Origin of the sequence: Streptomyces sp. NPDC090032 (assembly GCF_044748025.1) — a bacterium.
GTDB lineage: Bacteria > Actinomycetota > Actinomycetes > Streptomycetales > Streptomycetaceae > Streptomyces.
In genome coordinates, this window is record NZ_JBIVFF010000007.1 from 550,382 (window position 1) to 576,952 (window position 26,571).

General features: G+C 69.6%; 26 protein-coding genes and 1 pseudogene. 19 read left to right on the top strand and 8 right to left on the bottom strand.

Translation table 11 applies throughout. The annotated features are described in order from the left end of the window. The first annotated feature begins 60 nt into the window (after positions 1–60). The 3 genes from ACIPWY_RS20755 (at position 61) to ACIPWY_RS20765 (ending at position 2,516) form a co-directional block, all read left to right on the top strand. A complete protein-coding gene (locus ACIPWY_RS20755) occupies positions 61–405 on the top strand; it encodes a YciI family protein (protein WP_393701102.1) in 345 nt (114 codons plus the stop codon). After that, positions 402–1,649: an RNA polymerase sigma factor gene (locus ACIPWY_RS20760; protein WP_401534288.1), complete on the top strand. Its 1,248-nt coding sequence runs from the start codon at positions 402–404 to the stop codon at positions 1,647–1,649. Before ACIPWY_RS20755 ends, ACIPWY_RS20760 begins: the two co-directional genes overlap by 4 nt. Before the next feature lie 138 nt (positions 1,650–1,787). After that, entirely contained in the window at positions 1,788–2,516 is a 729-nt protein-coding gene (locus ACIPWY_RS20765) for a DUF899 family protein (RefSeq protein ID WP_401534290.1), read from the top strand. Positions 2,517–2,605: 89 nt separating this feature from the next. Here ACIPWY_RS20765 and ACIPWY_RS20770 read toward each other — a convergent pair whose 3' ends face one another. Beyond that, positions 2,606–3,556: a helix-turn-helix domain-containing protein gene (locus ACIPWY_RS20770; RefSeq protein WP_362903301.1), complete on the bottom strand. Its 951-nt coding sequence runs from the start codon at positions 3,554–3,556 to the stop codon at positions 2,606–2,608. Between the two features lie 90 nt (positions 3,557–3,646). Here ACIPWY_RS20770 and ACIPWY_RS20775 point away from each other — a divergent pair, with 90 nt between their 5' ends. Then, complete coding sequence (locus ACIPWY_RS20775; RefSeq protein ID WP_401534293.1) at positions 3,647–7,912, top strand: S8 family serine peptidase; 4,266 nt, start codon at positions 3,647–3,649, stop codon at positions 7,910–7,912. Between the two features lie 62 nt (positions 7,913–7,974). Here the strand turns inward: ACIPWY_RS20775 and ACIPWY_RS20780 are convergent, their stop codons facing one another. From ACIPWY_RS20780 to ACIPWY_RS20790, 3 genes are all read right to left on the bottom strand, one after another. Further along, positions 7,975–9,396 carry an MFS transporter gene (locus ACIPWY_RS20780; protein ID WP_401534295.1) on the bottom strand — a complete coding sequence of 474 codons (1,422 nt, stop codon included), beginning with the start codon at positions 9,394–9,396 and terminating at the stop codon, positions 7,975–7,977. Then, complete coding sequence (locus tag ACIPWY_RS20785) at positions 9,393–10,037, bottom strand: TetR/AcrR family transcriptional regulator (protein ID WP_401534297.1); 645 nt, start codon at positions 10,035–10,037, stop codon at positions 9,393–9,395. The genes ACIPWY_RS20780 and ACIPWY_RS20785 overlap by 4 nt, the downstream gene beginning before the upstream one ends. Before the next feature lie 70 nt (positions 10,038–10,107). Further along, complete coding sequence (locus ACIPWY_RS20790; RefSeq protein ID WP_362903309.1) at positions 10,108–11,106, bottom strand: DJ-1/PfpI family protein; 999 nt, start codon at positions 11,104–11,106, stop codon at positions 10,108–10,110. Between the two features lie 169 nt (positions 11,107–11,275). Between ACIPWY_RS20790 and ACIPWY_RS20795 the strand changes: the two genes are divergently transcribed. The 3 genes from ACIPWY_RS20795 (at position 11,276) to ACIPWY_RS20805 (ending at position 13,977) form a co-directional block, all read left to right on the top strand. Beyond that, positions 11,276–11,860 (top strand): isochorismatase family protein, encoded by a 585-nt coding sequence (locus ACIPWY_RS20795; RefSeq protein ID WP_383884560.1) that lies wholly within the window; start codon positions 11,276–11,278, stop codon positions 11,858–11,860. Then, positions 11,860–12,591, top strand: a complete 732-nt coding sequence (locus tag ACIPWY_RS20800; RefSeq protein ID WP_401534300.1) for a cysteine hydrolase family protein — start codon at positions 11,860–11,862, stop codon at positions 12,589–12,591. The genes ACIPWY_RS20795 and ACIPWY_RS20800 overlap by 1 nt, the downstream gene beginning before the upstream one ends. A gap of 249 nt (positions 12,592–12,840) precedes the next feature. Further along, complete coding sequence (locus tag ACIPWY_RS20805) at positions 12,841–13,977, top strand: hypothetical protein (protein ID WP_401534302.1); 1,137 nt, start codon at positions 12,841–12,843, stop codon at positions 13,975–13,977. Positions 13,978–14,042: 65 nt separating this feature from the next. Here the strand turns inward: ACIPWY_RS20805 and ACIPWY_RS20810 are convergent, their stop codons facing one another. Then, positions 14,043–14,513, bottom strand: a complete 471-nt coding sequence (locus ACIPWY_RS20810; protein ID WP_393701122.1) for a hypothetical protein — start codon at positions 14,511–14,513, stop codon at positions 14,043–14,045. Between the two features lie 294 nt (positions 14,514–14,807). Here ACIPWY_RS20810 and ACIPWY_RS20815 point away from each other — a divergent pair. The 7 genes and pseudogenes from ACIPWY_RS20815 (at position 14,808) to ACIPWY_RS20845 (ending at position 19,652) form a co-directional block, all read left to right on the top strand. Next, positions 14,808–15,193, top strand: a pseudogene (locus ACIPWY_RS20815) (DUF4387 domain-containing protein). A 126-nt stretch (positions 15,194–15,319) separates the two neighbouring features. Then, the gene (locus tag ACIPWY_RS20820; protein ID WP_393701124.1) at positions 15,320–16,375 is read left to right on the top strand and encodes a chitinase; all 1,056 of its coding nucleotides are present in this window, start codon (positions 15,320–15,322) and stop codon (positions 16,373–16,375) included. 107 nt (positions 16,376–16,482) lie between these two features. After that, a complete protein-coding gene (locus ACIPWY_RS20825; RefSeq protein ID WP_266571662.1) occupies positions 16,483–16,893 on the top strand; it encodes a VOC family protein in 411 nt (136 codons plus the stop codon). A 67-nt stretch (positions 16,894–16,960) separates the two neighbouring features. After that, positions 16,961–17,404, top strand: a complete 444-nt coding sequence (locus ACIPWY_RS20830; RefSeq protein WP_401534305.1) for a helix-turn-helix transcriptional regulator — start codon at positions 16,961–16,963, stop codon at positions 17,402–17,404. 5 nt (positions 17,405–17,409) lie between these two features. Then, complete coding sequence (locus ACIPWY_RS20835) at positions 17,410–18,042, top strand: glyoxalase (RefSeq protein WP_401534307.1); 633 nt, start codon at positions 17,410–17,412, stop codon at positions 18,040–18,042. Positions 18,043–18,136: 94 nt separating this feature from the next. Beyond that, positions 18,137–18,952: an SAM-dependent methyltransferase gene (locus tag ACIPWY_RS20840; RefSeq protein ID WP_393701129.1), complete on the top strand. Its 816-nt coding sequence runs from the start codon at positions 18,137–18,139 to the stop codon at positions 18,950–18,952. 37 nt (positions 18,953–18,989) lie between these two features. Then, complete coding sequence (locus ACIPWY_RS20845; RefSeq protein WP_401534309.1) at positions 18,990–19,652, top strand: HAD family hydrolase; 663 nt, start codon at positions 18,990–18,992, stop codon at positions 19,650–19,652. Positions 19,653–19,716: 64 nt separating this feature from the next. Here the strand turns inward: ACIPWY_RS20845 and ACIPWY_RS20850 are convergent, their stop codons facing one another. Next, positions 19,717–20,676, bottom strand: a complete 960-nt coding sequence (locus ACIPWY_RS20850) for an NAD(P)H-dependent flavin oxidoreductase (protein ID WP_401534311.1) — start codon at positions 20,674–20,676, stop codon at positions 19,717–19,719. Between the two features lie 218 nt (positions 20,677–20,894). Between ACIPWY_RS20850 and ACIPWY_RS20855 the strand changes: the two genes are divergently transcribed. Both ACIPWY_RS20855 and ACIPWY_RS20860 read left to right on the top strand, forming a co-directional pair. Beyond that, positions 20,895–21,650: an SDR family oxidoreductase gene (locus tag ACIPWY_RS20855; RefSeq protein ID WP_362903330.1), complete on the top strand. Its 756-nt coding sequence runs from the start codon at positions 20,895–20,897 to the stop codon at positions 21,648–21,650. Between the two features lie 223 nt (positions 21,651–21,873). Further along, the gene (locus tag ACIPWY_RS20860; protein ID WP_401534314.1) at positions 21,874–22,422 is read left to right on the top strand and encodes a DUF1062 domain-containing protein; all 549 of its coding nucleotides are present in this window, start codon (positions 21,874–21,876) and stop codon (positions 22,420–22,422) included. 87 nt (positions 22,423–22,509) lie between these two features. Here ACIPWY_RS20860 and ACIPWY_RS20865 read toward each other — a convergent pair whose 3' ends face one another. Beyond that, complete coding sequence (locus ACIPWY_RS20865) at positions 22,510–22,848, bottom strand: LysR family transcriptional regulator (protein WP_401534316.1); 339 nt, start codon at positions 22,846–22,848, stop codon at positions 22,510–22,512. Between the two features lie 97 nt (positions 22,849–22,945). Between ACIPWY_RS20865 and ACIPWY_RS20870 the strand changes: the two genes are divergently transcribed. Beyond that, positions 22,946–23,179 carry a hypothetical protein gene (locus ACIPWY_RS20870; RefSeq protein WP_401534319.1) on the top strand — a complete coding sequence of 78 codons (234 nt, stop codon included), beginning with the start codon at positions 22,946–22,948 and terminating at the stop codon, positions 23,177–23,179. Between the two features lie 50 nt (positions 23,180–23,229). After that, on the top strand, positions 23,230–24,477 hold the full coding sequence (locus ACIPWY_RS20875; protein WP_393701140.1) for an MFS transporter: 1,248 nt from the start codon (positions 23,230–23,232) through the stop codon (positions 24,475–24,477). Here ACIPWY_RS20875 and ACIPWY_RS20880 read toward each other — a convergent pair. After that, a complete protein-coding gene (locus tag ACIPWY_RS20880) occupies positions 24,470–25,384 on the bottom strand; it encodes a LysR substrate-binding domain-containing protein (protein WP_362903339.1) in 915 nt (304 codons plus the stop codon). The genes ACIPWY_RS20875 and ACIPWY_RS20880 overlap by 8 nt on opposite strands. 144 nt (positions 25,385–25,528) lie before the next feature. Between ACIPWY_RS20880 and ACIPWY_RS20885 the strand changes: the two genes are divergently transcribed. After that, on the top strand, positions 25,529–26,539 hold the full coding sequence (locus ACIPWY_RS20885) for an aldo/keto reductase (protein ID WP_401534322.1): 1,011 nt from the start codon (positions 25,529–25,531) through the stop codon (positions 26,537–26,539). The last annotated feature ends 32 nt before the right edge of the window (positions 26,540–26,571 follow it).

Here is a 26,571-nt window from a genome sequence, read left to right on the forward strand (position 1 = left end):
CTAATCCTCCGTACCTGCGTCGTGATGCGACGCTCTCACGCCGGGAGCATCGGGGGCAGAATGAACAGGGTGAAGTACGTGCTGCTTATCTGCGACGACGAGAAGGTTTCTCCGAGCAACGAGGAGCTGGAGGCGGATCCGACACACCAGGCCTGGCTCGCGGATCTCGACCGGCGGGGCGGCAAGCTTGTCGGCGCGCGGCTGCGTCCGGTGGTGGACGCGACCACGGTCCGGGTCCGGGACGGCGAAACCCTGGTGTCGGACGGCCCGTTCGCGGAGACCAAGGACTTCGTCGGTGGCTTCGTCATCGTCGAGTGTGCGGACCTGGACGAGGCGATTGCGATCGCCGAGGGCCATCCGTACGCGCGCTGGGGTGGCGTCGAGATCCGCCCGGTCTGGGAATGACCGCGCCGGACGACCGGGTCCGGACGGCCGTCGACGCGGCGTTCCGGGACGAGTGGGGCCAGGTGGTCGCGACCCTGATCGGGACGACGGGCGACTGGGACCTGGCCGAGGACTGCGCGCAGGACGCGTTCGCCGCGGCGCTGACGACCTGGGCGCGCGACGGCGTGCCGCGCCGCCCCGGCGCATGGCTCACCACCACCGCCCGCAACCGCGCAACCGACCGGCTGCGGCGCGACGCCGTGGGTGCGGCCAAGCTGCGCCGGCTCGCCGTGATCACCCGCGACCCGGGTGAACCGCCGGTGGAGGACATCCCGGACGAGCGGTTGCGCCTGATGTTCACCTGCTGCCACCCCGCGCTGCCCTTCCCCGCACGGGTCGCGCTCACCCTCCGTACGCTGGCCGGGCTGAGCACCGCCGAGATCGCCCGCGCCTTCCTGACGGCCGAGCCGACGATGGCGCAGCGCCTGGTCCGCGCCAAACGCAAGATCGCAGAGGCCGGCATCCCGTACCGCGTGCCACCCGCCCACCTGCTCCCGCAACGACTCGCCGCCGTCCTCGCTGTGCTCTACCTGATCTTCAACGAGGGGTACGACGACGCGGGCGCGGACGACCGCCGGGCGCTGACCGCCGAAGCGATCCGGCTGGCCCGGGTCCTGATCCGGCTGATGCCCGGCGAATCCGAGCCACGCGGGCTGCTCGCCCTGATGCTCCTGCACGAGGCGCGGCGCATGACCCGTACGTCCGACGGCGTGCTCGTCACACTGGAGAAGCAGGACCGGAGCCGGTGGGATCAGGGGCTGATCTCCGAGGGGGTGGAGACCCTTGACGAGGCGCTGGCCACGAGGCGCAGTGGGCCGTACCAGGTACAGGCCGCGATCGCCGCCTGTCACGCCACCGCGCCCGACGCGGAGAGCACGGACTGGCCGCAGATCGCGGTGCTGTACGCGGAGCTGGCCCGGTTGGCCCCGTCTCCGGTGGTCGAGCTGAACCGGGCGGTGGCGGTCGCGATGGCGGACGGCATCCCGGCCGGCCTGGCGCTGGTCGAAGAGTTGGCCGCGTCCGGGCGGCTCGACGGCTACCACCTGCTGCCCGCGACCCAGGCCGACCTGCTCCGCCGCTCCGGCCGGAAGGCCGAGGCCAGGCACGCGTACGAGGAAGCGGTGAAACTGGCGCCGACGGAAGCCGAGCGCCGCTATCTGACCAGCCGCATCCGGGAGCTGACCAGCGGAAACGGCGAGCTGTGACTAACGTCGTGCACATCCGGCGAACTTTTTCGCTGCCGGTGTCGATCCGGGCGGTCCGCCTTCGTCGGTGGGGTGACAGTCGCTCCGGAGCGAGCCGGAGAAGACGCTCCGGACAAGGACATGAAGGGATGAGTTCTCATGGGCACCGAAACGAGCGCACCCGCCCCCAAGGCCGTCGACCGAGCCGCCTACCAGGCGGAACTGGACGCGCTGCGGATCCGGGAGAAGGCGTACACCCGTGAAGGCGACGCGATCGCGGCGGCCCGCCGCCGGCTGCCCATGGTGGAAGTGGACGCCGGCGCCCCGCTGACCGGCTCGTCCGGTCGGCTCACGCTGCTGGACGCGTTCGAGGGCCGCACGCAGCTCATCGCGTACTTCCAGATGTGGCACGCCGGCCACCCCGCCGCCGACCAGTGCGAGGGCTGCACGTTCTTCAACAGTCAGGTCCGCGAGCTGTCCTACCTGCATTCCCGTGACGTCACCTACGCGACGCTGTGCCAGGGCCCGTACGAGGTGAGCGCCCGTTACCGCGACTTCATGGGCTGGGACGTGCCCTGGTACTCGGCCGAGGAGTCGATCGACACGCTGATGGCGGGGCGTGGCCTGTTCATGCTGGCGTGTTATCTGCGCCAGGGAGACCGTGTGTTCGAGACGTACTGGACCACAGGCCGCGGTGTCGAGGCCATGGACCAGACGTACAGCCTGCTGGACCGGACGGTTTACGGGCGGCAGGAGCCGTGGGAGGACTCGCCCGCAGGCTGGCCGCAGACCAGCGGTAGCTACATGCGCACCGACGGACGCCCCACCGCCCAGTGGCCCCGCCTGGACGCCGGACGCTCCGACGAACTGGAAGCCACCGGGAGCTAGGGTCTTTCGTTTGGATCACGCCGGGCTCGCGGGGTCTGGTGCCGCACCTCGCGGAGTTGTCGTCCAACCGGCCTACGCCTGACGGGAATTCAGATCCACCCCCGGCGCGCCGCGATCACCCCCGCCTGGAAGCGGTTCGCGGCGCCCAGCTCCTCGTGGAGGCGGCTGATCCGGCGCCGCATCGTCCGTACCGACCAGCCCAACTGGCGGGCAATCGCCTCGTCCTTGAGGCCGCCGACGAGGAGGGTCAGCATCTGGCGGTCCTCCTCGCCGAGGGGGTCGTCCCCGGCGGGCGCACCCAGCGGAGTCGCGGTGCGCCAGCACAGTTCCCAGTAGTCGATCAGGCCGTCGAGCAGGGCTGACGGGCGGATGACGGCGGCGCGTACCTCAGCGGTGAAGTCGAGGGAGAGCGGCATCAGGGCGAGGCGGCGGTCGGAGATCGCCAGTTTGATGCGCAGGCCCGGCAGTACGCGGGCCTGCTCGCCGTGCGCCACCAGCTCACGGATGTCGCCCAGGACGCCGGGCCACTCCAGCGCCTCCGGGGCGTAGACGGCGCGATAGCGGACACCCCGGGTGAGGGCCGTCGCCTCGACCGGGTTGGAGGTGGTCAGCGCGTACGGGGGGCGGTCCAGGGTGATGACCTCGTCGCGTGCTTCCTGCTGAAGCTGTACGAACCAGCGGCCCAACGCCTCGCCGCCGGTGATGACTTCGACCTGTTCGGAACCGCCCTGCCGGGCCGCGGCGAACAGCCGCGACAGCTCGCCCGCAGCCGCCCGGACACCGTCGAGATCGGCGGTCCGGGAACGGACCAGGGACTCCAGGGCCGCGCCCGGCTCGATGGCCGCGTACCGGCGGCGCGTTCCGGCCAGCCGTCCGACCAGGCCGTTCTCACGCAGTCGGTCGAGGGCGCGGGCGACCCGCTCGGTGGAGCAGGACAGATCAGCCGCGAGGTCGGCGGGCGCGGCGGTGTGCCGGACGAGGATCGCGCGGTAGACGCTCTCGTCGAAGGCTTCGATTCCGGCTGCGGTCAGTTGGGGCATGGGCGGATCCTGGCCCGTGTGTGCCAGCGGCAGCAATGGGCCAGGCCAAATCGTTGTCTGGACCACTCGCGTCCGATTAATTCGTCTGGCATGACCCCTCGAAGAACCTTCACTGCCGGGCTGACGGCCGCTGTCATCGGCGGCCTGCTGTCCGCGGTGCCCCAGTCCGCCGCCGCGGACCCACATCAAGACCCCGAGCAGCACGTCATCGTCACGCTGTCCGGGGACGCCGCCGCGACGGGCAAGGGCACGTTGCGGTCCGCCGACGCGAAGGAGATCGGCGCCGACCGCGCCTCCCTCGCCGCCCGGCAGAAGACGTTTCTCGGTGACGCGAAGGACGCCGGTCTGCGCATCGCCTCCCCACGCCGCCTGAACCTGCTGCTCAACGCGGTCGCCGTGACCGTGAAGGCTTCCGAGGTCGCCGAACTGAAGCAACTGCCCGGGGTGGCCTCCGTCGTCCCCGACACCAAGGTGCACATCCTCACCGACGACAGCGTGCCGCTGATCAACGCGCCGCAGGTCTGGCAGCGCAAGGACCCGGCGGGCAACGGAGCCGACGGCAAAGGCGTCACCGTCGCCGTCCTCGACAGCGGCGTCGACTACAGCCACCCGGACCTGGGCGGCGCCCTCGGCAAGGGCCACAAGGTCGTCGGCGGCTACGACTTCGTCAACGGCGACGCCGACCCGATGGACGACAACGGCCACGGCACCCACGTCGCCGGCATCATCGCGGGCAAGGCCGCCGAGAAGGGCGGCGTCACCGGTGTGGCACCGGGTGCGGACCTCCTCGCGTACAAGGTCATGGACGCCGCGGGGGAGGGCTACACCTCCGACATCGTCGCCGGCATCGAGGCCGCGATCGACCCGGCCAATCCGCACCGCGCCGATGTCGTCAACATGAGCATCGGCGGCTACGGAGACGGCCACGACCCGCTCGGCACGGCCGCGACCGCCGCCACCAAGGCCGGAGTTGTCGTCGTCGCCTCGGCCGGGAACGAGGGTCCGGACAGCGGCACCGTCGGCTCCCCGGCCGCCGCCGACGGCGTCATCGCGGTCGGGGCCTCGATCAGCGGGCTGCGCATACCCGGCGCCACCTACAAGGGCGGCAAGAAGATCCAGACGTACCGCGGCATGATCTCCGCGAACCCGCCCGCCAAGCCCGTCACCACCGAACTCGTCGACCTCGGCCAGGGCACCCCGGAGGACTGGGAGCGGGCCGGAGACGTCAAGGGCAAGGTCGTCCGCATCGACATGATGGTCGCGGCCGTCAGAGACGACCTGTACGCCTCGGAGATCGAGACGGCCCGCGAGGCGGAGCGCCGCGGCGCGCTCGCCGTCATCGGCGGGCAGAACTCGGGCGGCGGACCGGTGTTCGCCGGGGAGCCGGACACGGCCGGGCAGCCGGGCGGCCCGGGTCGGGCGAGCGGCTCGGGCCGGCCGGGCGGTTCGGGTCAGCCGCCGGCTGCCGCGGACGGCACCGTGCCGCTCGACCCGGCGACGTCCGTCAAGGAGTCGGGCGACTCGCTGCGCATGGACTCCATGGTCATGCTGGGCGTCGACGGAACCCAGTTCGCCGAGCTGGGCCGCCGCCTGGCGGACGGCAAGGTCGAGGTGACGATCAGCGGCACGGACGTCACCGACAAGATCGCCTCCTTCTCCTCGCGCGGCCCCGACCTGAACTGGAACCTCAAGCCGGACCTCGTCGCACCGGGTTACGACATCCGCTCGACGGTCCCGAAGTCCCTTTACGCGCCTGGCTATTACCGCATGTCGGGTACGTCGATGGCGGGACCGCACGTCGCGGGCGCCGCCGCCCTGCTGCGCCAGCTCCACCCCGGTCAGACCCCGGTGAAGGTCACCTCCGAACTCGTGGGCAGCGCGAAGGAGTTGAAGGACTACGGGGCCACGACCACCGGTTCCGGCCGGCTCGACGTCGCCGCGGCCGCGGACCGGGCGGACGCCGCCATCACCACCACTCCGGCCACGCTCTCGTACGGGCTCGCCGATCTCGCCCGCCACACCGTGGGCGGCAGCAGGAAGCTCACGGTCGACAACTCCGGCACCCGGACCCGCACGGTCCGGCTGAAGGTGAGCGGTGAGGCCCGGGTCAGCCCGAGCACCCTGCGCATCCCGGCCGGCGGCAGTGCCACCGCGACCGTCACCCTCAGCGCCGACCGTCCGTCGGGCGAGGCCGAGATCAGCGGCACGGTCACCGTCACCCCGGAGCGCGGAGCGGTCCTGCGTGTCCCGTATCTCCTGGTCGTACGGCAATTGTTCGTCCAGGCGGGACCCGACCCGAGCGACGGCAAATCCACCGCGGTCGTCTTCACGCCCGCCCCGCTGGCCAAGCCGCCGGTCCTCATGGTGACGCCGCCGCACGGCAGGCCCTACACGGTCACCACCGAACTCCGCTCCGGGAACGTCTACCAGGCAGAGATCACCGGCCGCGGCGTCGGCGCCCACCTGGTGTCGGTGACCGGCCGGACCACCGACGGCAAGACCCTGACGAGCAACCGCGACGGCTTCGAGGTCACCCCCGAGGACAGTCGCGACTCCCGCTGGCAGCCCGTCGGACCGAACTCGGAGAGCGGCAACATCACCACCGCGGGAAGCGACCCCAAGGCCGCCCTCCTCACCCAGTACAACAAGCTCGGCCCCTGGTCGACGGACGACAAGGGTGAGACCTGGAAGCAGCACTCCAGGCTGCCGATCGGCGACGTGGAGGGTCAGGCCTTCACCGTCGTCGACCCGAAGAACGCGAAGCGCTGGTGGTACGCCGCCAACACCGCGTCCGGGATCCCCCGTACGAGCTCGATCCTGCGCACCGAGGACGGGGGACGGACCTGGAAGACCCTGGACACACCGGACGTCCCCCTCACCGCGTTCCTCGCCGACGAGGCGGCGAAGAACCTCGTCGCCGTCACCCCGACCGACCTCCTGATCAGCAAGGACGGCGGCGACACCTGGGCGAAGGAACCGATCGGCGTGCCCGTCGACGAGGTCTACGACGTGGCGATCGGCGGCGACAGCCTCTACTTCACGGCCGGCCAATCCCTATGGAAGCGTGACGGCCTCTCCACAGGCACCCTCGGCCCGGCCACCAAGGTCCATGAATCGACGGGCGGCAAGGTCGCCGTCACCGTCGCCGCGGACAGCCAGGTCGTCGCGATCTACGAGATCGGCTCGGGCGTCGTCGGCTCCTTCGACGGCGGCAAGACCTGGTCGACGCTTGACGACCACGGCCTCGGCGGCACGGGGATGACCCTCACCGGCGGTGACATGTACGTCAGTTACGGCGGGGACATCCGGGTCGGCCGCGACCACGGCCGGCGGTGGAGCACCATCCCGAGCGTCAACAACGCCTCGACGGCCTCGGACTTCGACCGCTGGGCCGACGGTTCACTGACCGTCTCCGCGGACTCCGCAGGTGTCTACCGAGGCACGGCCGAAGGCAAGGACTACCACCGCCTCGGTGTCCAGGGCGGCACCGTCAACTCCCTTGCGGTCAGCGGAAACCAGCTCCTCGCGGCCGGCGACCAGGGCACGCACCGCGCACAGCTCCCGGTGTCGGGGGCCGAGTGGGGAGACACGGGCGGCGAGGGGATGATCGGCCTCTCGACCCGCCTGCTCCAGACATCCGCCAAGGACTCACGGATCGTCTGGCGGGTGCGCGGCGACGCGTTCGGCGGCTTCCACCTGGAGCGCAGCGGCGACTCCGGCGCCACCTGGGAGGAGAAGGGCGAAAGCAACGGCAACGTGTTCGCTCTCGCCGTCCACCCCGCCGACCCCGACCGCGTCTACGTCTCGTACGGCAACCTCCAGGGCATGGGCCTGTTCTCCACGGAGGACGGCGGTGCCACGTGGAAGAACCTGCTCAACGACCGGACGTACTTCACCGCGGTCGCCGGCGACCCGAAGAACCCGGACCGCCTGTGGCTCGGTGCCCCCGACGGCCTCTACCGTTCGGACAACGGCGGCGACGACATCACCAAGGTCGCCGAAGGGCGCGTCGACACCATCGAGTTCACCGGCTCCCGGATGCTGACCGGCGGTGACGCCATCAAGGTCTCGACGGACGGCGGGAAGACCTTCCGCACCGGCGAAACCGGCAAGCTGCCGATGCGGGTGAGCGACCTGCTCCAGGTGGGCGGCACGCTGTACGCGGCGACCACCAGCTACTGGGAGACGGCCCTGCCGCGCGGCGGCCGCGGGGTCCTGCGCTCCACGGACGGCGGCCGGACCTGGCAGAACATCTCCACCGGCCTGCAGAACCTCGACGCGACCGCCCTCGCGGCCAACGGCGGCTGGCTGTACGTGGGCACGGTCCAGGGAGGTGTGCACCGTCTGAAGCTCTGACCGCTCCCGAATCGGCGCCGCACGTGACCCTGGGGGTGGGGCGCGTGCGGCGCTTCGTGGTGCTACGGGCGTTCGCCGACATCTGCAACAGGGGCTTTGTTCGGGGCCAGTTGTCGTGGTGGGGGACCGGCATCGGCGTCGTCGTCCGCGTGCCGAGGCAGCAGGAAGGCGGGAATCAGGCCGAGGAGGGCGAGGAAGGCCAGGGGCACCAGGCTGCGGCTCATCGGTGCGGTGGAGGCACTGGTCGCGCCGGCTGCGACGGCGATGCCGAGCGACGGACCGATGTTCATCGCCGTCTGTTTGAGCCCCCCGACGACTCCGGCGTAGCCCGGTGGCGCGTCGCCGACGACTGTCCCGGTGGCGGTGACCATCACCGTCGCGAACCCGGCTCCGAGTGCGGCGAAGGCGGCTGTCATGGACGGCCACGGGCTGGTCGGACCGAGCGAAGACAACTGCGCGATGCCGGCCACGACGAGAACCGTGCCTGCGACGGCGGTGAGGCGTGGGCCGTACCGTCGCAGTGCGGCGCTGGAAACGGGCGCGCCCAGGACCATCAGCGCGGTCAGCGGCAGGACGCGCAGGCCTGTGGCGAGCGGGGCGAGCCGCAAGGCGTCCTGGAGGTAGAACGTGGCCTTGAACAGGGCACCGAACAGACCTGCGCTCATGACCAGGAGGAGCGTCATGGCCGCGGTCACCGGGACGGACCGGGCCACGGCATACGGCACGATCGGGTGTGCGGCACGGCGCTCGTGCAGAACGAGTACCGCCGACAAGGCCAGGCCGCCGGTGAGTTCAAGCAGAGTCGACCCAGCGGTCCACCCGCGCCCCGGCACGCCGGTCAGAGCGTGGACGAGGATCGCAAGTGCCGCCGTGAGCAGGGCCGTGCCGGCGAGGTCCAGCCGTTGCGAACCTGCGCGTTCAGGCATCGGCGTACGGACGGCGAGGGTGAGCGCGGCGATCACGAGCGCGACGGGCGCGTTGACCCAGAACACCGCACGCCATCCGAAATGCTGCACCAGAATCCCGCCGAGGACCGGGCCGATCCCGGCCGCCACCGCGATCGCGCTGGTACGGATGGCGATGGGCGTGCCGAGCCGGTCCGGCGGATAGGCCAGCCGCAGCAAGGCGAGCGTCGCAGGCTGGAGCAGCGCACCGAAAACGCCTTGAGCGACACGCAGTGCGATCACCCAGCCGATGGAGGGTGCGAGCGCGATGCCGGTCGATGCGGCCCCGAACCCGAGGACGCCCACCAGGAGCAGCCGCGTGTGTCCGTACCGGTCGCCGAGGCGGCCGGCGACGACGAGAAGCGTGGCGACGGCGATCAGGTAGCCGGTGCTCGTCCATTGGACCTGAGCCACGCTCGCGTCGAGATCATGCCGCAGGCTGGGCTGCGCCACGAGCAGGATGGTCCCGTCCAGTGCGACGATCATCGCTCCGGACACGGAGGCCAGGAGAGCGAAGGGCCGCCTCGCCGCCGTGCTCACGCCGTCACCGGCCCCAGGTGAGCGTCCAGAACTGCCGTGACGAGCCGGTCGCGTTCCTGATCACCCGGCGGGGGAGTGCCGAGGGCCAGTTGCAGGCTTCCCCAGATCCACAGCTGGGCGATGCCGTGCAGCCCGGACCACAGGGCGGCGGCGGTCACCGCGGGTGATACGGCCGAACTGCCGGGCGAGTCGGGCCGATGTACGGCGTCCGGGTCCTCCCTGCACAGGCTGACCAGCTCGACCATCCGCATGAACAGCGGAAGCGTGGAGGTGCGCAACTGAGGCCGGCCTGCCTCCCGTTGTGCCCCGTCGAGCAGGTCGTGGCGGAACATCAGCTCGAACATGCCGCGGCGCTCCAGCGCGTACCCGACGTACGCCCCGGCAATTCGCTCCAGTTGAAGGCGTGGTGGTGCCTCGCGGTCGTCGGCGCCTTCGAACCGGGCCGCAAGGTCCTGGAAGCCGCGCTGGGCAATGGCCGCGAGCAGGGCGTGGTGCGTGGCGAAGTACCTGCGCGGGGCCCCGTGCGAGACCCCGGCCCGCCGGGCGATCTCCCGCAGCCCCACCGACGCGGAGCCCTCGGTGAGGACCAGGTCCACACCGACGTCGATCAGCCGCTCGCGAAGAGAGTTCTCATCGGTCATAGACACTGTCTACCATTGTGGCGTAGACAGTGTCTATGACCGATGAGCAGGAGGTGGCGCGTCTCAGGCATCAGCGGGTCTGGGGCACCCGGAATCTGCGGCGGTACTCCGTCGGTGTTGTGTTCAGCCGTCGTCGGAACGCCCGGACCAGGGTGTCCGTCGTGCCGAATCCGCAGGCGGACGCGATGCGTTCGAGGGTGGCGTCGGAGGATTCGAGATCGTGGCGTGCCTTCTCGACGCGGACGGACTCGATGTAGGTGTGCGGGGTCATGCCCAGTTCGGTCTTGAAGAGCCGGGTGAGGTGCCGGTCGCTGACGTGCGCGTACTCGGCGAGGTCCACAACGGTCAGCGGCCGGCTGATGTTGCGCATGATGTGGTGGCGGAGATCCTCGATGCGCCGTGTTGTGGAGAGCTGTTCCAGAGGAACGCTGAACTGGCTCTGGCCGCTCGGCCGCTTCAAGTACATGACGAGCTGCCGGGCGACGCGCAGCGCGATGGCTTCGCCCAGGTCATCGGCGATCAGGGCGAGCGACAGATCGAGGCAGGCGCTGATGCCTGCTCCGGTCCACACATTGCCCTCGCGGATGAAGATCGGGTCGGCGTCGACCTCCACGGCCGGGTGGTCCGCGGCCAGTTGGGGCGCCGTCGACCAGTGCGTGGTCGCCCGCTTGCCGTCGAGGAGGCCGGCCGCGGCCAGGAGGTGCGCTCCGACGCACACGGACGTGACCCGGTGGGTGCGGTCGGCGAGGGCCTTCACCCAGCTGACCAGCTCGGGGTCGACGAGCGCGCGTACCCGGCGCTCGCTGTCGACCTCCACCGAGCCGGGCACGATGAGGGTGTCGATGCTCCCCTCGGCGGCCTCCCGGAAGGTGATGTCCGGGAGGATGCGGACTCCGGCGGAAGTGGTCACCGGGTCCATGCTCTCGGCGGCGAGGACGACGTGATAGCCCGCCGCGTCCTCCGTCTCGCGCCGGGCCAGGGAGAACACCTCCGGCGGCCCGGTGACGTCGAGCAGGTCGACGCCTTCGAAGAGGACGATGACGATGAGCCGTCCGGCGATGTCCTGCATGAGTCCCCCTGGTCGGTCTGCCGTGCCACCGGTGGTGCGCGAGTGGCATGTCGGTATCTGCATGTTAGACGTCATTGTCGACACGCCTGCTGGGTCATAGCGTTCTACTCGCAGCCCACCGCATCGCTCGGGCTGCCCCTCTCACGCGAAGACCGAAGGCGGTACACCCATGTCCAGAACTACGCTGCGCGAGCTGAACGGCTTCGACGAGACGCCCGCGAAGCTGGCCGACTCGACGCTGATCCTGATCGACTTCCAGAACACCTACACCCAGGGCGTGATGGAACTCGACGGGTGGGAGGCCTCGCTCGACGCCGCCGCGCAGCTCCTGGCACGGGCCCGCCAGGAGGGCACGAAGATCGTGCACGTCATCAACGACGGCGGCGAGGGCACCCCGTACGACATCCGGGCCGAGATCGGTCAGATCCACCCCCGTGTCGCGCCCGTCGAAGGTGAGGCAGTCGTCGTCAAGCAGGTCCCGAACGCGTTCGTCGACACCGACCTGGGCACGCACGTCCCGGACGGGCAGGACGTCATCATCGCCGGCTTCATGACGCACATGTGCGTGGCGTTCACCGCGCAGGGAGCGTTCCTGCGCGGCAACCGTCCCACGGTCGTCGCCGACGCCACCGCCACCCGCTCGCTGCCGGTGGCCGGCACCGACCTCGACGCCTGCCAGGTGCACTACAGCGCCCTCGCCACCATCGCCGACCTGTACGGCGTCGTCGTTCCGACCCAGAAGGAGATCGTCTGATGAAGCTGCTCCGTTCAGCCGCCGCGCTGAGTCTCGCCACCGTGCTCGCGGCCACCGCGACGGCGTGCGGCAGTAGCTCCGAAGCCGCGTCGAGCACCGACCGCAAGCCGGCGCCCGCCGTGGAGAACGCCGCGCAGAAGAACGTCGCGAAGGACACGACCACCCTGCGGCACCTCAACAAGCTGGACGAGACCCCGGCGAAGCTCTCCGACGCGACGCTGATCCTCGTCGATTACCAGAACACCTACACCCAGGGTGTGATGGAACTCGACGGGTGGCAGGCTGCGGTGAACAACGCCGAAGCTCTGCTGAAGCGCGCCCGTGAGGCGGGCACGCCCGTCATCCACATCGTCGACAAGGGCTACGACCTGAAGTCGAAGGCGGGTCAGATCATTCCGGCGCTCAAGCCGGCCAAGGGCGAGCCCGTCGTCGAGAAGACCGTCCCCAACGGCTTCCACAAGACCAATCTCGCCGAAGAGGTCAAGAAGGCCGGGCGCAAGAACGTCATCATCGCCGGATTCATGACCAACATGTGCACCCTGTTCACCACCCAGGGCGCCTTCCTCAACGGCAACAACCCGACCGTGGTCGGCGACGCCTCCGCGACCCGGCCGCTGCCACTCAAGGGCAACCCGAACGGCATCCCCGCGAAGCAGGTTCACGAGGCCGCGCTCGCCACGGTTCAGGACCTCTACGGAGTCGTGGTCCCCAAGCAGAGCTCTCTCAAGTAGCCGGTACTCGCCTGGTACTTGCCCGGTACTCGCCTCGCTCGGAGTTCGGCGGGGGAAGGAATGCGCATTCCTTCCCCCTCCGCCCCCTGCGATCCCCCCTGATCCCCCCAAAAACCCCCACAAGTAAGGCCCCCCACAAATGACTCACTCGACCAATGGATTTCCCCCCATGCCTCACGTTCCCCCCATGCAGATGACCCCCCAACTCACTCGACATTCGCGCTCAGAACCGCTACGGAGAAAACGAAGATGGCTACGCGCAGAGGATTCATAGGCAGCGCTTCCGGTATCAGCACCGCGGCGCTGCTGGGCTACTCGGCGTCCCCGAGTGCCGCGGACACCCCACTGACCGACACGACGAGCACGGGCGCGTCGGCGGTGACCCAGCAGCAGGCAAAGGACTCGATCTTCGCTGTCAACGCCGGTATGCGCTCCAACTACGCCACTCTCAAGGCGGAGTTGGTCAAGCACCTCTCGCCGGTGATCGTGGTGCAGAACGACGCGAAGGGCGGCAGATTCACCCTCGTGACCGCGAACGGCCAGGAGTCCGTCAACCCCGTCGCGGAGACGTTCGAGCTGGCGAAGTCCATCGCTCACGTTCCGCTCGGCTGCTTCTCCGTGATCGCCTCGTACCTCGCGGACAAGATCCCGAACCTGCCGAACGCCGATCGCATCGACCCGCATGACCTCCTGCTGGTCGCATTCAACGACGACAGGTCCACCGCGTGGATCGAACCCCTGCAGGCCTACGCCGCCACCCTCACCGCGGCCCGCAAGAACCTTCCCGCCGCCGGTCTGCCGGCCGCGCTGACCACGTCGTGCGGCAACATCCTGGACGCCGCGCTGAAGTTCATCAACGCCTCGGTCCAGGCGAAGGTGTTCGACATGAAGTCGTTCGAGGACTTCTCCGGCAGCGTCTACCCCGACATCCGCGTCAACATGGAGCACGCCGCGCAGGCCCAGATCAAGGGCGTGCAGGACACCATGAAGACCTGGCGCGCGAAGGTCGGCGAGGCGGCATGGGCGGACCTGTACTGCGTCGTGCTGTCCCAGTGGACCACCAGCGTGCTCAACCAGAACACCATCATCATCAAGGACTGCATGAACGCGGCGAAGGTCGCCACCCACCTGATCGACCTGCCCGGCCTCGAGACGCCGAAGGACCCGATCTTCACCGCGCTCGACAATCTCGCCCGGATCGTGCAGGACAACATCGCCGCGGAGATGGTGTTCCCGAAGGACACGAAGGTCGCCGACGCGCTGAAGGGCAAGGAGGACCTGCTGTCCGACGAGATCCTCATCCAGCTCGGCGGCAGCGCGGCGACGACGCAGAGCGCTCCCACGTACAACACGCTCTCCGAGGGGATGTGCCCGGTCAGGAAGTAGTCGTGGGGGAGCCGGGCGGTGCCCCCGAGGGGAGCGGCACCGCCCGGCGAGGCCCGCCCTGCGCGTCAGAAGACGAACGGACCAGGTGCCTGGGCGGACGTGGCGTTACAGGTCACGGTGATGCCCATGACCACGACCTTCAGGGACTTGGCCTCCAGGCTGTCCCCGGCGGCGACGGTCCCGTTCAGCGGCCCGGTGGACACGGGGCTGCCGGCGGGGATCGCCGGGTTGGAGTTGCCGGTGAACGTGGACGTCCCGGTGCCGTTGTTGGTGAGTGTGAGCGTCGAGTCGACCGAGCCCGCCGCGACGTCGATGGGCGCCGAGATGGCGGAGGTGGACACGCTGATCGTCGCGGCCGTGCCGTCCTGGGTGGCCGTGAGGGTCGCCGTGCCCGACCCGTAGATTCCGCAGTCGAACGAGATGGTGGCGGTGTCGGGGGTCACCGCGGTCGCCACGGGCGCGAGCGCGAGCGCGCTCACCGCGACCACGCCGACGCCCAGGGCCGAACCGATACCGAGCCTTCTGCCATACCTCATGGGAGCCTGCCTTCACTGTGCGAGTGGGGGGAAGGTGCAGGTGCGGATCCCGGTGCAGGTGCGGATGCAGTTACGGGAGTGACGTGCTGAAATCGTCGCCCATTGAGACACAGGCCGCGTGAGGCAGCAAGACCGATCCCATGATTGTTGACGTGCTACGGCTAGAACCAGCCTTGGTCGGCGAACGCGGTCCGCAGTCCGGTGCGGGGAGGCGGAGCCATCACACCGAAACGGCGCGATGCGGAACACGAGGCGGCGGCCAAGGTCTGACCAGTCGTCCACGCCATCGCGGACATGGCCGCCGCATTCACACCCCCTAGGATCCGAACTCCCGGAGCTGTAACCCCCAAGACCACCCTGCTCGACTACTGCTCCCTGGTGCGTTCGAAAAATGCCGGCCCTTTCACCCTCACCTTCGACTTCAGGTGTCACGACCGGGACACCTACGACGCCCTTGTGGCCACCGGCTTCCTCGTCCCAAGCCTCTTCGCCGCCTTGTACGGCGCGGACCCCGACCAGATCCTCGTGGTCAACCACTCCTCGCCGTCAAGGTCTCCTTGCCGCGCCCGATGGTCCAAGGCGGCCCCCACGACACGGGCTGTTACGCGGGACAGCGGTACGCACCGCTCATGGACATGGCAGTCGCGCCCCGGCCGCAGCCGCTGCGCGCCACTTGCTGACCCGGACCGCGACGCGACCCCAACTCCCCATTGGTCCATACCCATTGACGAAAGGTCTGGACCTCTCTACCGTGCGACGTGCTCACGCCAACCCCCACTCGCCCGGCGATCCTGCGGAGGCCCCCCATGTCCCGTCGCAGTCGTACGTCCCGTCTCCTCGGCGCGGCCCTCGCGGCGGCCGCGTCCCTCTCCACCGTCCTGGTCGCGGCACCCGCCGCCCCCGCCGCCGACACCTGCGCGACCAAGCCGAAACCGGCCGGCAAGGTCCTCCAGGGCTACTGGGAGAACTGGGACGGTGCGGCCAACGGCGTGCACCCGCCCTTCGGCTGGACCCCCATCACCAACCCCGAGTTGGCGCAGCACGGCTACAACGTCATCAACGCGGCCTTCCCGGTGATCCGCTCCGACGGCACCGCGCTGTGGGAGGACGGCATGGACGCGAACGTGAAGGTCGCGACCCCCGCCGAGATGTGTCAGGCCAAGGCCTCGGGCCAGACGATCCTGATGTCCATCGGCGGCGCGGCAGCGGGCATCGACCTCAACTCGGCCGCAGTCGCCGACCACTTCGTCGAGACGATCGTCCCGATCCTGAAGAAGTACAACTTCGACGGCATCGACATCGACATCGAGACGGGCCTCACCGGCAGCGGCAACATCACCCAACTCTCCACCTCCCAGGCCAACTTGATCCGCATCATCGACGGAATCCTCGCGCAGATGCCCGCCGGATTCGGCCTGACCATGGCACCCGAGACCGCGTACGTCACCGGTGGCAGCGTCACGTACGGATCGATCTGGGGCGCGTACCTCCCGGTCATCAAGAAGTACGCCGACAACGGCCGCCTGTGGTGGCTCAACATGCAGTACTACAACGGCAGCATGTACGGCTGCTCCGGCGACTCGTACGAGGCCGGCACCGTCCAGGGCTTCACCGCCCAGACCGACTGCCTGAACAAGGGCCTCGTCGTCCAGGGCACCACCATCAAGGTCCCCTACGACAAGCAGGTCCCCGGCCTGCCCGCCCAGCCCGGCGCGGGCGGAGGCTACATGGCGCCGGGCCTGGTCTCGCAGGCATGGAACACGTACGGGGACGGCCTCAAGGGGCTGATGACCTGGTCGATCAACTGGGACGGGTCGAAGGGGTGGACCTTCGGGGACAACGTGAGGAGCCTGGAGCAGTAGCCGCGCCGAGTCGTGGGTGACGCCTTGACCCCACAAGGGTGGACGGGCGGCTCGACAGGTCACGATCGGAGAAGCGTATTTCGCCGGGCCGCTACTAACGTGGGGCTATGGACATCACGATTCACACGACCTCGCTCCCGCACGACGACCCGGACGCGTCCCTGGCCTTCTACCGCGACGTCCTCGGCTTCGAGGTCCGCAGTGACGTGGGGCAGGGCAAGATGCGCTGGATCACGGTCGGCCCCGTCGGCCAGCCCGGCACCTCCATCCTCCTCGCGCCGCCGGCGGCGGACCCCAGCATCAGCGAGGACGAGCGCCGCACCATCGCCGAGATGATGGCGAAGGGCACCTACGGCTGGATCCTGCTGGCCACCCGGGACCTGGACGGCACCTTCGAGAAGGTACAGGCGGCCGACGTGGACGTCGTCCAGGAGCCGACCGAGCAGCCGTACGGCGTCCGCGACTGCGCCTTCCGCGACCCCGCGGGCAACATGGTCCGCATCCAGGAGCTTCGCTGAGCCCCGCGGCGCCAGGCGGCCCCTGTGGGCCCCGGCGCTCGCGCATACCTATGAAGGCAGGTGCCGTATGTGTCATCCCGGCTGGGCGCGCGCACTGGCCCAGGAGCAGCGGCTGAAGGACCTGGCGCGCCTGCGCCGTGTCCGTGACCGGATCGACCGGGAGTACGCGCAGCCGCTGGACGTGGCGGCGCTCGCCCACGATGTGAACTGGCCGGCCGGCCATCTCAGTCGGCAGTTCCGGCTCGCGTACGGCCGGTCGCCGTACGCGTTCGTGACGGCGCGTCGTGTCGAGCGGGCGAAGACGCTGCTGCGCGATGGCGACCTGACGGTCACCGAGGTCGGCTTCCTGGTCGGCTTCCCGTCGCAGGGAGTCTTCCGTGCCCGCTTCACCGAGCTGGCCGGCCTGACGCCCGGCGCGTACCGGCGCGGGGCGGCGGTCGCCGCGACAAGGACGCCGTCAGGACCGGTCAGGAATGGAGAAGCACTCGCGACCGCGCCGCAACTAGCGTGATGGACATGACCGCCATCGAAACCATCACCCTCGAGGTGGCCGACCCCACGGCCGCTCACCGCTTCTACACCGCCGCCTTCGGCCTGGAGAATCAGATTCGACTGAGCGCCTCGCAGGCGACGACGACCGGCTTCCGCGGGTTCTCGCTGTCGCTCACGGTGTCCCAGCCGGCCGATGTCAAGGCGCTCATCGGCACGGCCCTCGAAGCCGGAGCCACGCCGCTCAAGCCCGTCACGAAGTCCCTGTGGGGCTACGGCGGCGTCGTACAGGCACCGGACGGGACGATATGGAAGGTCGCCACGTCCGCGCGGAAGGACACCGGCCCGGCGACCCGCCGGATCGACAGCATCGTGCTCCTGCTGGGAGTGGCGGACGTGGCCGCGAGCAGGCAGTTCTACGTCGACCGCGGTCTCACTGTGGCGAAGAGCTTCGGCCGCAAGTACGTCGAGTTCGAAACGCCCTCGAGCCCGGTCAAGCTGGCTCTCTACGGGCGCCGCGCGCTGGCCAAGGATGTCGGCGTCCCCGTCGACGGCAGCGGCTCGCACCGGCTCGTACTCGGCGGCGACGCCGGGACCTTCACCGACCCGGACGACTTCCCCTGGCAGGCCGACACTGTCGCCTCAACCACCCTTCTCTGACCAGGAGTTGATTCCGCCCGATCGCCTCGGCCCTCGACGGTGGCATCTAGGGTGAGGGCCGAGATCGTGATCGGCGGACGACAGGAGAGGGACCGTGACACGCGACGCACGCCCCGGCGGCCAGGACGGCAGGATCGACACCAGCAGGCCGCACACCGCACGGATCTGGAACTACTGGCTGGGCGGCAAGGACAACTACCCTGTCGACGAGGCAGCGGGTGACCAGATCCGGCAACTCCACCCGGGCATCGTGGACTACGCCCTCGCCGACCGGGCGTTTCTGGGGCGCGCGGTGCGCTACCTGACCGCCGAGGTGGGCATACGCCAGTTCCTGGACATCGGCACCGGCCTGCCCACGGTCGACAACACCCATGAGGTCGCCCAGCGCACAGCCCCGGACGCGAAGATCGTCTACGTCGACAACGACCCCCTCGTCCTGAGCCATGCCCAAGCCCTCCTGACCAGCACACCCGAGGGCAGCACCGACTACCTCGACGCCGACCTGCGCAACGTCGAGCAGATCCTGGAGTCCGCCGCCAAGACCCTCGACCTCACCCGGCCCGTGGCACTCATGCTGCTGGGCGTGGTCATCTTCGTAGGCGACGACGAGGACCCGTACGGCATCGTGCGACGCCTGCTCGACGCGCTGCCCTCCGGTAGCCATCTCGTCCTGTCCCACACCATCACCAGCCCGGCCATGCCGGACGTGGACGCGGCCGTGGCGTTCTGGAACGAACACGGCACACCAAAGCTGAACCAGCGCACGCCGGAGCAGGTCGCCCGGTTCTTCGACGGCCTGGAACTGCTCGCCCCGGGCGTGGTCTCCTGCTCACGTTGGCGGCCGGACGGTGCCATCGGCGCGGTGCCTGATGAAGTGGCGATGTTCGGTGGGGTCGGTCGGAAGGGCTAGGGACAACCTTGTGCTGACGATCTCGAATCCTTCGGATGTGACAGGCGTCGTCTTCATCGACATAGACGGCACGCTCGTGCCGTCTCCGGGCTCGGCCGTCCACGTCGCCCGCTACTTGGGGACCGAGGCGGCCATGGCCGAAGCCGAGGCCGACTATGCGGCGGGAAGGCTGACCAACCCTCAGGTTGCCGCTGTCGACGCGAAATCCTGGTCCGGCCGTACGGAGCGGGAGATCGACGACTGGCTGGCCGGCGTTCCACTCGTCGATGGGATCCAGGAGACCGTCGTGTGGTGCCGAGGACAGGGACTCATCCCCGTTCTGGCCACGCTCGCCTGGCAGTCCATCGGCAAACACCTCTGTCACCGGTTCGGGTTCGACGCCTACTGCGGACCTGAGTTGGAGACGGCGGAAGGACGATTCACAGGCCGCGTCCTGGCAGAGCTCGACGAGTACGGCAAGCGTGACTTCGCCGTCCGCTGCGCCGGGTCGCTCGGCCTTTCCCCTCAGGACTGCGCTGTCATCGGCGACAGCCGCTCGGACCTGCCGCTCTTCAGGGAGGCGGGTCTGAGCATCGCGTTCAATGCCGACCAGCAGGCACGCGAGACAGCCGACGTCTCTGTGGAGGGTGAGGACATCCGAGTCGTCATCCCCCTGCTGGAGGAGTGGCTCAAGGTGCGTGGAGCCAACTCCTCGCCGTAGTCGCCGGTCGGCCACGCCCTGGGTGCTCGGCCCATGAGCCTTAGCCGCGTGGGCAGTTGGTGTGTCAGCGGGGCCGCGCGCGGGCCAGCGCGTCCTCGGCCTGCGTGGCCAGGGTGGCGACCAGGTCGGCTGCCGAGGGGAGGTCGGTGATGAGGTCGACGGCTTCGCCGGCCCAGACCGGCAGCGGGGGGACGGTGCCGCGGGCCACGTCGTCCTGGTAGTCCTGACGCGCTCGGGGGTCGGCGGCGAGTTCGGCCTCCCGGCCCCGCCAGCGGTCGAGGTAGGCGTGGCCGAGGGTTCGGGCGGGGTACTTTGCGGGCCATCGGGAGCCGCGGGCGATGTCCAGCAGCGTGCTGCGCTCGGTGTCCTCCCCGCGCCCTTCGACGATCGCCTTGGCGATCGAGGGGTCGACCAGGGACTCCGCGGTCGCCTGGAAGCGGGTTCCGATGAGGGCTCCAGCCGCGCCCAGTACCAGTGCGGCCGCCACGCCACGGCCATCGGCGATCCCGCCGGCCGCCAGTACCGGCACCGGATCCACGAGATCCACGACCGCGGGTACGAACGGCAACGTGGAGCGTCCGCACCGAGCCCCGTGCCCACCGCTCTCGGTCCCCTGAGCCACGATCACATCGGCGCCCAGATCCACGGCCTGCCTGGCCTCCTCCAGATCCGTGACCTGAAGGATCAACAGCGCCCCTGCTCGGCGGACACGCTCCGCGTACGGGCTCGGATCGCCGAACGACAGCATCACGGCCCTCGGCCCGTACTCCAGAGCCCGCTCCACCACGGCGACATCGATTCCCCAGGTCAGGAATCCGACACCCCACGGACCTTCCGTGCTCGCCACGATGGGCACCTCGCGCGCCAGCCATTCCGGGTCCCCGAAAGCGCCGCCCAGGATCCCGAATCCACCGCCGCGCGAGACAGCCGCGGCCAGTGCGCCGCCGGCCGACCCACCCATCGGCGCAAGTGCGATCGGGCACCGCACGCCGAACAACTCTGTGAACGCCGTCGAGAACGCCATGCCACATCATCACTCCTCGCCCAACGGACGGGCGCACACATGCGGCAGGAAATGCGGGGTCAGCGGGGATGAATGCGCTACTTATGGCGGCCATAGGCGAAGCCATGCGCCGATCAGGAAGCGTCAACCGGAAGGCGTGGCTTACATCTGCGGCCGGCGGGCCTTCGGGCTGATGCGTCGGCCGATCGGATATCGACACAGCGGAACGGTGAGCCATCATGACTTCAGAACTGTCCGGTACCACGGCACTGGTGACCGGTGCGACCAGCGGCATCGGCCGTGCGACGGCGATCGCGCTGGCCCGTCTCGGCGCGAACGTCCTGGTCTCGGGGCGTGACGAGACTCGGGGCGATCGGGTCGTGCAAGAGATCCGTGCGGCTGGTGGCCAGGCACTGTTCCTGCCCGGAGAACTGAAGGACGCGGCCTCCGCACGTGCCCTCGCCCGCCGCGCCAAGCAGGAGGCCGGCCAAGTGGACGTACTGGTGAACAACGCCGGCATCTTCCCCTTCGGGCCCACGGAGCAGACCAGCGAGGAAGAGTTCGAGGCGGTCTACTCCCTCAACGTCAAGGCGCCCTACTTTCTGGTGGCCGAACTCGCGCCGGACATGGCCGCACGAGGCCGTGGCGCGATCATCAACGTAACCACCATGGCCGCCGAACTCGGCGCCGCCGGCATGAGTCTGTACGGCTCCAGCAAGGCCGCGCTGACGCTGCTCACGAAGGCATGGGCCGCCGAGTACGGGCCGCGAGGCGTGCGGGTCAACGCGGTCAGCCCCGGCCCGACCCGCACCGAAGGCACCTCGGGCACCTCGGGTGCGGAGGACGAACTCAAGGCTCTGGCCGCGGCAGCTCCCGCGGGCCGCCCCGGCACGGCCGAGGAGATCGCCTCCGCCATCGTCTATCTCGCCACCGACAGTGCCGGCTTCATGCACGGCGCCGTCGTGCCTGTGGACGGCGGCCGTACGGCCGTCTAGCGCTCCAGGGCCTGTCCGGCGGACCGGAGTTCGCCGGACAGGATCCGAAAACCAATGGCACAGCGCCGCTGCGGGCCATTAGCGTGCTGCCGGACCGAGTCGCCCAGGCAAGGACGTGCCGTTGTACACCCTGTGAGACCTCCCAAGCGCTGTTGTCGCGCGTCGCGCATATGCGCCGCGCTCCTTTTTGCTGCGGACTTCTCACTGAAACCGGTGTACCTCTGTGCTCAATAGCTGGGTGGTCATGCCCACCTGCCTGCCGCTCGTTCTCCGCCGTTGCCACGCGTGCGCGTCCGACCGCTTCCGGGCGAACGGAAAATTCCGCGTCAACGCCAACCACAAGCTCATCGACGCCTGGCTCCTCGCACTCTGTACCGCTTGCGGGGAAACCACGAAGCTCACGGTCCTGGAGCGGATGAAGGTGCGCTCCGTACGGCCCGACCTGCTGGACCGGATGCATGACAACGACCCTGGACTGGCAGCTGAGTTGCTCCAGGACCCGGTCGTGCGGCGCCGTAATCGCATCGCCCTCGACTGGGCCGACGCCTGGCGCCTCGACACCGGCGGATCGGATCACCTGGACCGTGAGGTGATCGACGTCCTGGTCCGCTTCGTGGCGCGCATCCCTGTCCGGCCGGTCCGACTGATCGCTGAAGGCTGCGGTCTGTCGCGGGCCGAGGTCGAGAGACTGGTCGAGGAGGGGAAGCTCGTTTCGGCAGTCCGCCTGAGCGGCAAGGTCTCCGGCGACTTCACCTTCACGCTCAAGCGCTGAGCCCTCCTCACGACAGGTCAGGTCGCTTCCTCCGCTCGTCGGAGTGGGGGAAGCGACCGGGCCACCAGCGGCGTCCGGGTTCCCGAATCAGTTCGGTCCGCAAAAGTCGAGCGCCGCGAGGAGGTGTCCCAGGTCGCGGCGGTGGGAGCCGGCGTCCCACACCGCCCAGGTGCGCCGCACCAGCGGGGGCCCACCCCTGGTCGTGGCGGGCCAGAACGCCGCGGGCCTCGCCGAGCAAGGTCGTCCCGGCGTCCGTGGCTTCGACGCCGGTGGGCTGCGGACCAGCAGCCGGACGCCGAGTTCGCGCTCCAGCGTGTTCATCGTCTGGGACAGCGCGGGCTGGCTGATGTGCAGTCTGCGCGCAGCGGCGGACAGCCCGCCCTCTTCGACGACCGTCACGAACGCGCGCATGGTCCTGATCTCCATGCGCCCATCGGACCACGGTCGCCGGCAACGATGTCAACGGGCCCGGCACGTGTCGGTCCCGGCCCCGAGCGCTCCCATCAACACCGTCGCACTGGCCGTGCGGCACGGCATCACCGCCACCGATCTGAGCCAGGAGATCTACACCCACCCCAGTTCCACCGAGGCGTTCAACGACGTTCTGGGCGCCGTCGTGCGTATCGACGAACGGGAGGCACACAGACCTGAGGCCCGGATCAGGGACGTTCATACCGACCGGCGTCTCGGTACAACGACGGGTTGTGTTCTCATGGCGGGTCGGTTGTTTGATCTCGTCGTCTGCTCCTCGCTTTGATGTCGGTGGTCAGCGTGTGGTTGTGCGGGGCGGCGAGAGGTGCGGTGGGCGTGAAGGGCAGAAGGGCGCTGGGTCGGCGGTTCGGGTGGTTGTGGGCGGCGTTCGCGGTCAGCTCGTACGGCACAGGATTCGGGTTCGGCGCGTTTCCCCTGATCGCGATCCTCGTGCTGCACTCCGGGCCGACGCAGGTGGCGGCGCTGGCCGCCGCGGGGCGGGCCGTGGGGGCCGTGGTCGCCGTGCCGCTCGGGCCGTGGATGGAGTTCCGCCGCAAGCGGCCCGTCATGATCGCGATGGACCTGATCCGGTTCGCGGCCCTGATGAGCATCCCCGCCGCGTTCGCTCTCGGCCGGCTCAGCTTCGCCCAGCTCCTCGTCGTCGCCGTCGCCGTCGCCGCGGCTGACATCGCCTTCAAGGCGGCCAGCGGCGCGTATCTGAAGGCGCTCGTGCCGCCGGAGGACCTGCTCGTCGCGAACGGCCGGTTCGAGTCCACGACTTGGACCTCGATCGTGGTCGGGCCACCGCTCGGTGGAGCCGCGATCGGGATGTTCGGACCGGTGACGACCGTGGTCGCCGACGCGGTCAGCTACCTGCTCTCGGCGCTCGGCATCCGCGCCATCGGCGGGACGGAACCGCGCCCCGCGCGGGCCACGGCACCGCGGCTGCGCCCCGGCGACCTGCTCGAAGGCTGGCGCTACATCCTCGGCCACCGCACATTGCGCCCGCTGTTTTTCAACTCGATCGTCGTCAACGGCCTCATCATGGCGTCCGAGCCGCTGATCGCCGTACTCATGCTGAGCGGGCTCGGCTTCGCACCCTGGCAGTACGGTCTCGCGTTCGCGGCCCCCTGCATCGGTGGACTCATCGGCTCACGCATGGCGCACCCGCTGGTGGCGCGGTTCGGACAACGCAAGGTGATGCTCACCGTCGGGGCGCTGCGGGCGATCTGGCCTCTCGGATTGGCGTTCGTCCAGCCCGGTGTTCCCGGAATCGTGCTCGTCATCGCCGTCCAGCTCGGCCTGGTGACCTGCTGCGGCCTGTTCAACCCGGTACTCGCCACCTACCGGCTCGAACACGCCGACCCCGACCGGGTCGCCCGCACGCTGTCCGCGTGGTCGGTCAGCAGCAGCCTCTCGATCGCGGCCCTGACCGCCGTATGGGGTGTGATCGCCGCCGTCACCGGCCCCCGCACCGCCATCGCGATCGCCGGAGTCGTCCTCCTGGCCACGCCGCTGCTGCTCCCGCGCCGCGAGAAGGCGCCCCTGGGCACGGAGGAGCAGGCCGCCGCCGGCCTCACCTGACGGGTTCGTCCCCGGCGTCCTTGGTGTTCAGCACGGTCGTGCGGAAGGACGCGACGACCGGGCGCAGATCGATCTGGTGCCAGGCGGCCCAGAGCCGTACGGACCTTCGGAACCAGGGGAGTTCACGGACGGTGACCCCAGGGGTGTCGCCTCGCAGCATGCTCGCCTGGACGAGCGCCATGCCGAGGCCGGACGCGGCCAGGCCGAGTGCGGTGAGGGGCTCGGGGGCTTCGAGCCGGATGTCGGGGGTGAACCCGGCCGCCGCGCAGGAGGCGACGAAGTCGTCGCGCCAGGCGGGCTGTTGGCTGTTCTCGATGGCGATCCACGGCTGATCGTCGAGGTCCTCGGGCAGGATCTCCGCCCTCCCGGCGAGTGGGTGGCCGCTCGGCACCGCCAGGAGCAGGGGGTCTTCGAGGAGGAGGGCGCTGCGCAGGTCGGGGTCCGACTCGGGGGGCGCCTCCGGCACGAGGGCGATGTCCAGGCTGCGTTGGCGCAGGCCCTCGAACTGCTGGGCCGCGCTCAGGTCGTAGAGGGCGATGTGGATGCCGGGGCGCTCGTCGTGCAGGGCGCGCAGCGCCTGGGGCAGGATCCCGGTGTGCATGGCATCGCCGACGTATCCCACGCACAGGCCGCCTTCCTCGCCGCGGCCCAGGCGTCGCCCGAGGTTTTCGAGCCGGTCCGCATGGCGCAGCAGGGCCGTGGCCTCGGTGAGGAAGACACGGCCGTCGGAGGTGAGGCGCAGTCGCTGCTGGCTGCGCTCGAACAGGGTCAGGCCCAGGTTCTTCTCCAGCTGGGCGATCTGCCGGCTCAGCGGTGACTGCGAGATGTGCAGGCGATCGGCGGCACGGCCGACGTGTTCCTCCTCGGCCACGGCCACGAAATAGCGAAGTTGTCGCAGGTCAAGCATGTAAGACCTCAAGGGACTCAAGTGTGTCCAAGCAAGTCTTGGACAGTCTGACTCCTCGATCCTAACCTCGACAGAGCAAGAGCCGCGGAGCAGGAGAATTCAGCCTGAACTTCGCATGACGCACCAGACAGAAAGATTTCGCTCATGGGTATCAAGTCCCTCCTGCCGGGCCCCCTCGGCTTCGGTACCGCCCCGCTCGGCAACATGTTCCGCAGCATCCCGGACGAGGAAGCCGCGGCCACCGTCGAAGCCGCCTGGGACCAGGGCATCCGCTACTTCGACACCGCGCCCTTCTACGGCGCGGGCCTGTCCGAGCTGCGCCTGGGCGAGGTGCTGGCCGGCCGGCCGCGCGACGAGTACGTGCTCAGCACCAAGGTCGGCCGCGTCATCCTCGACGAGCTGGAGGACCCCGCCGACCGCGACCTGGGTGAGAAGGGCGGCCTGTTCGAGCACGGCCGCGCGAACAAGATGGTCGACCTCTACACCGCGGACGCCACCCTGCGCTCCATCGAGGACAGCCTCAAGCGCCTGAAGACGGACCGCCTCGACATCGTCTGGGTGCACGACGTCGCCCAGGACTTCCATGGCGACGACTGGCTCGCCGTCTACGAGACGGCGCGCACCGGCGCCTTCCGCGTCCTGCAGAACCTCCGCGACGAGGGCGTCATCAAGGCCTGGGGCCTGGGCGTCAACCGCGTGGAGCCGATCGAGCTGACCCTCGACCTGGACGAGCCCACGCCCGACGCGTTCCTCCTCGCCGGCCGCTACACCCTGCTCGACCACAACCGGTCCCTGCAGCGCCTGCTGCCCGCCGCCACCGAGCAGAACGTCGACATGGTCGTCGGCGGCCCCTACAGCTCCGGCATCCTCGCCGGCGGTCAGCACTTCGAGTACCAGAAGGCCCCGGCCGACATCATCGCCAAGGTGGAGCGGATCAAGGAAATCGCCGCCGCGCACGGCGTCAGCATCAAGGCCGCCGCCCTGCAGTTCGCCCTGGCGCACCCGGCAACGGCCGCCGTCGTCCCCGGTGCCACCCGGCCCGGCCGGATCGCCGAAGACATCGCCGCTCTCAACGAAAACGTCCCGGGCGCCTTCTGGACCGCCCTCCGCGACGAGCGGCTCATCGCCGCGGACGCCCCCACCCCCACGGCCTGACAACCACCCGCACGGCACAAGCAAGGAGCAGC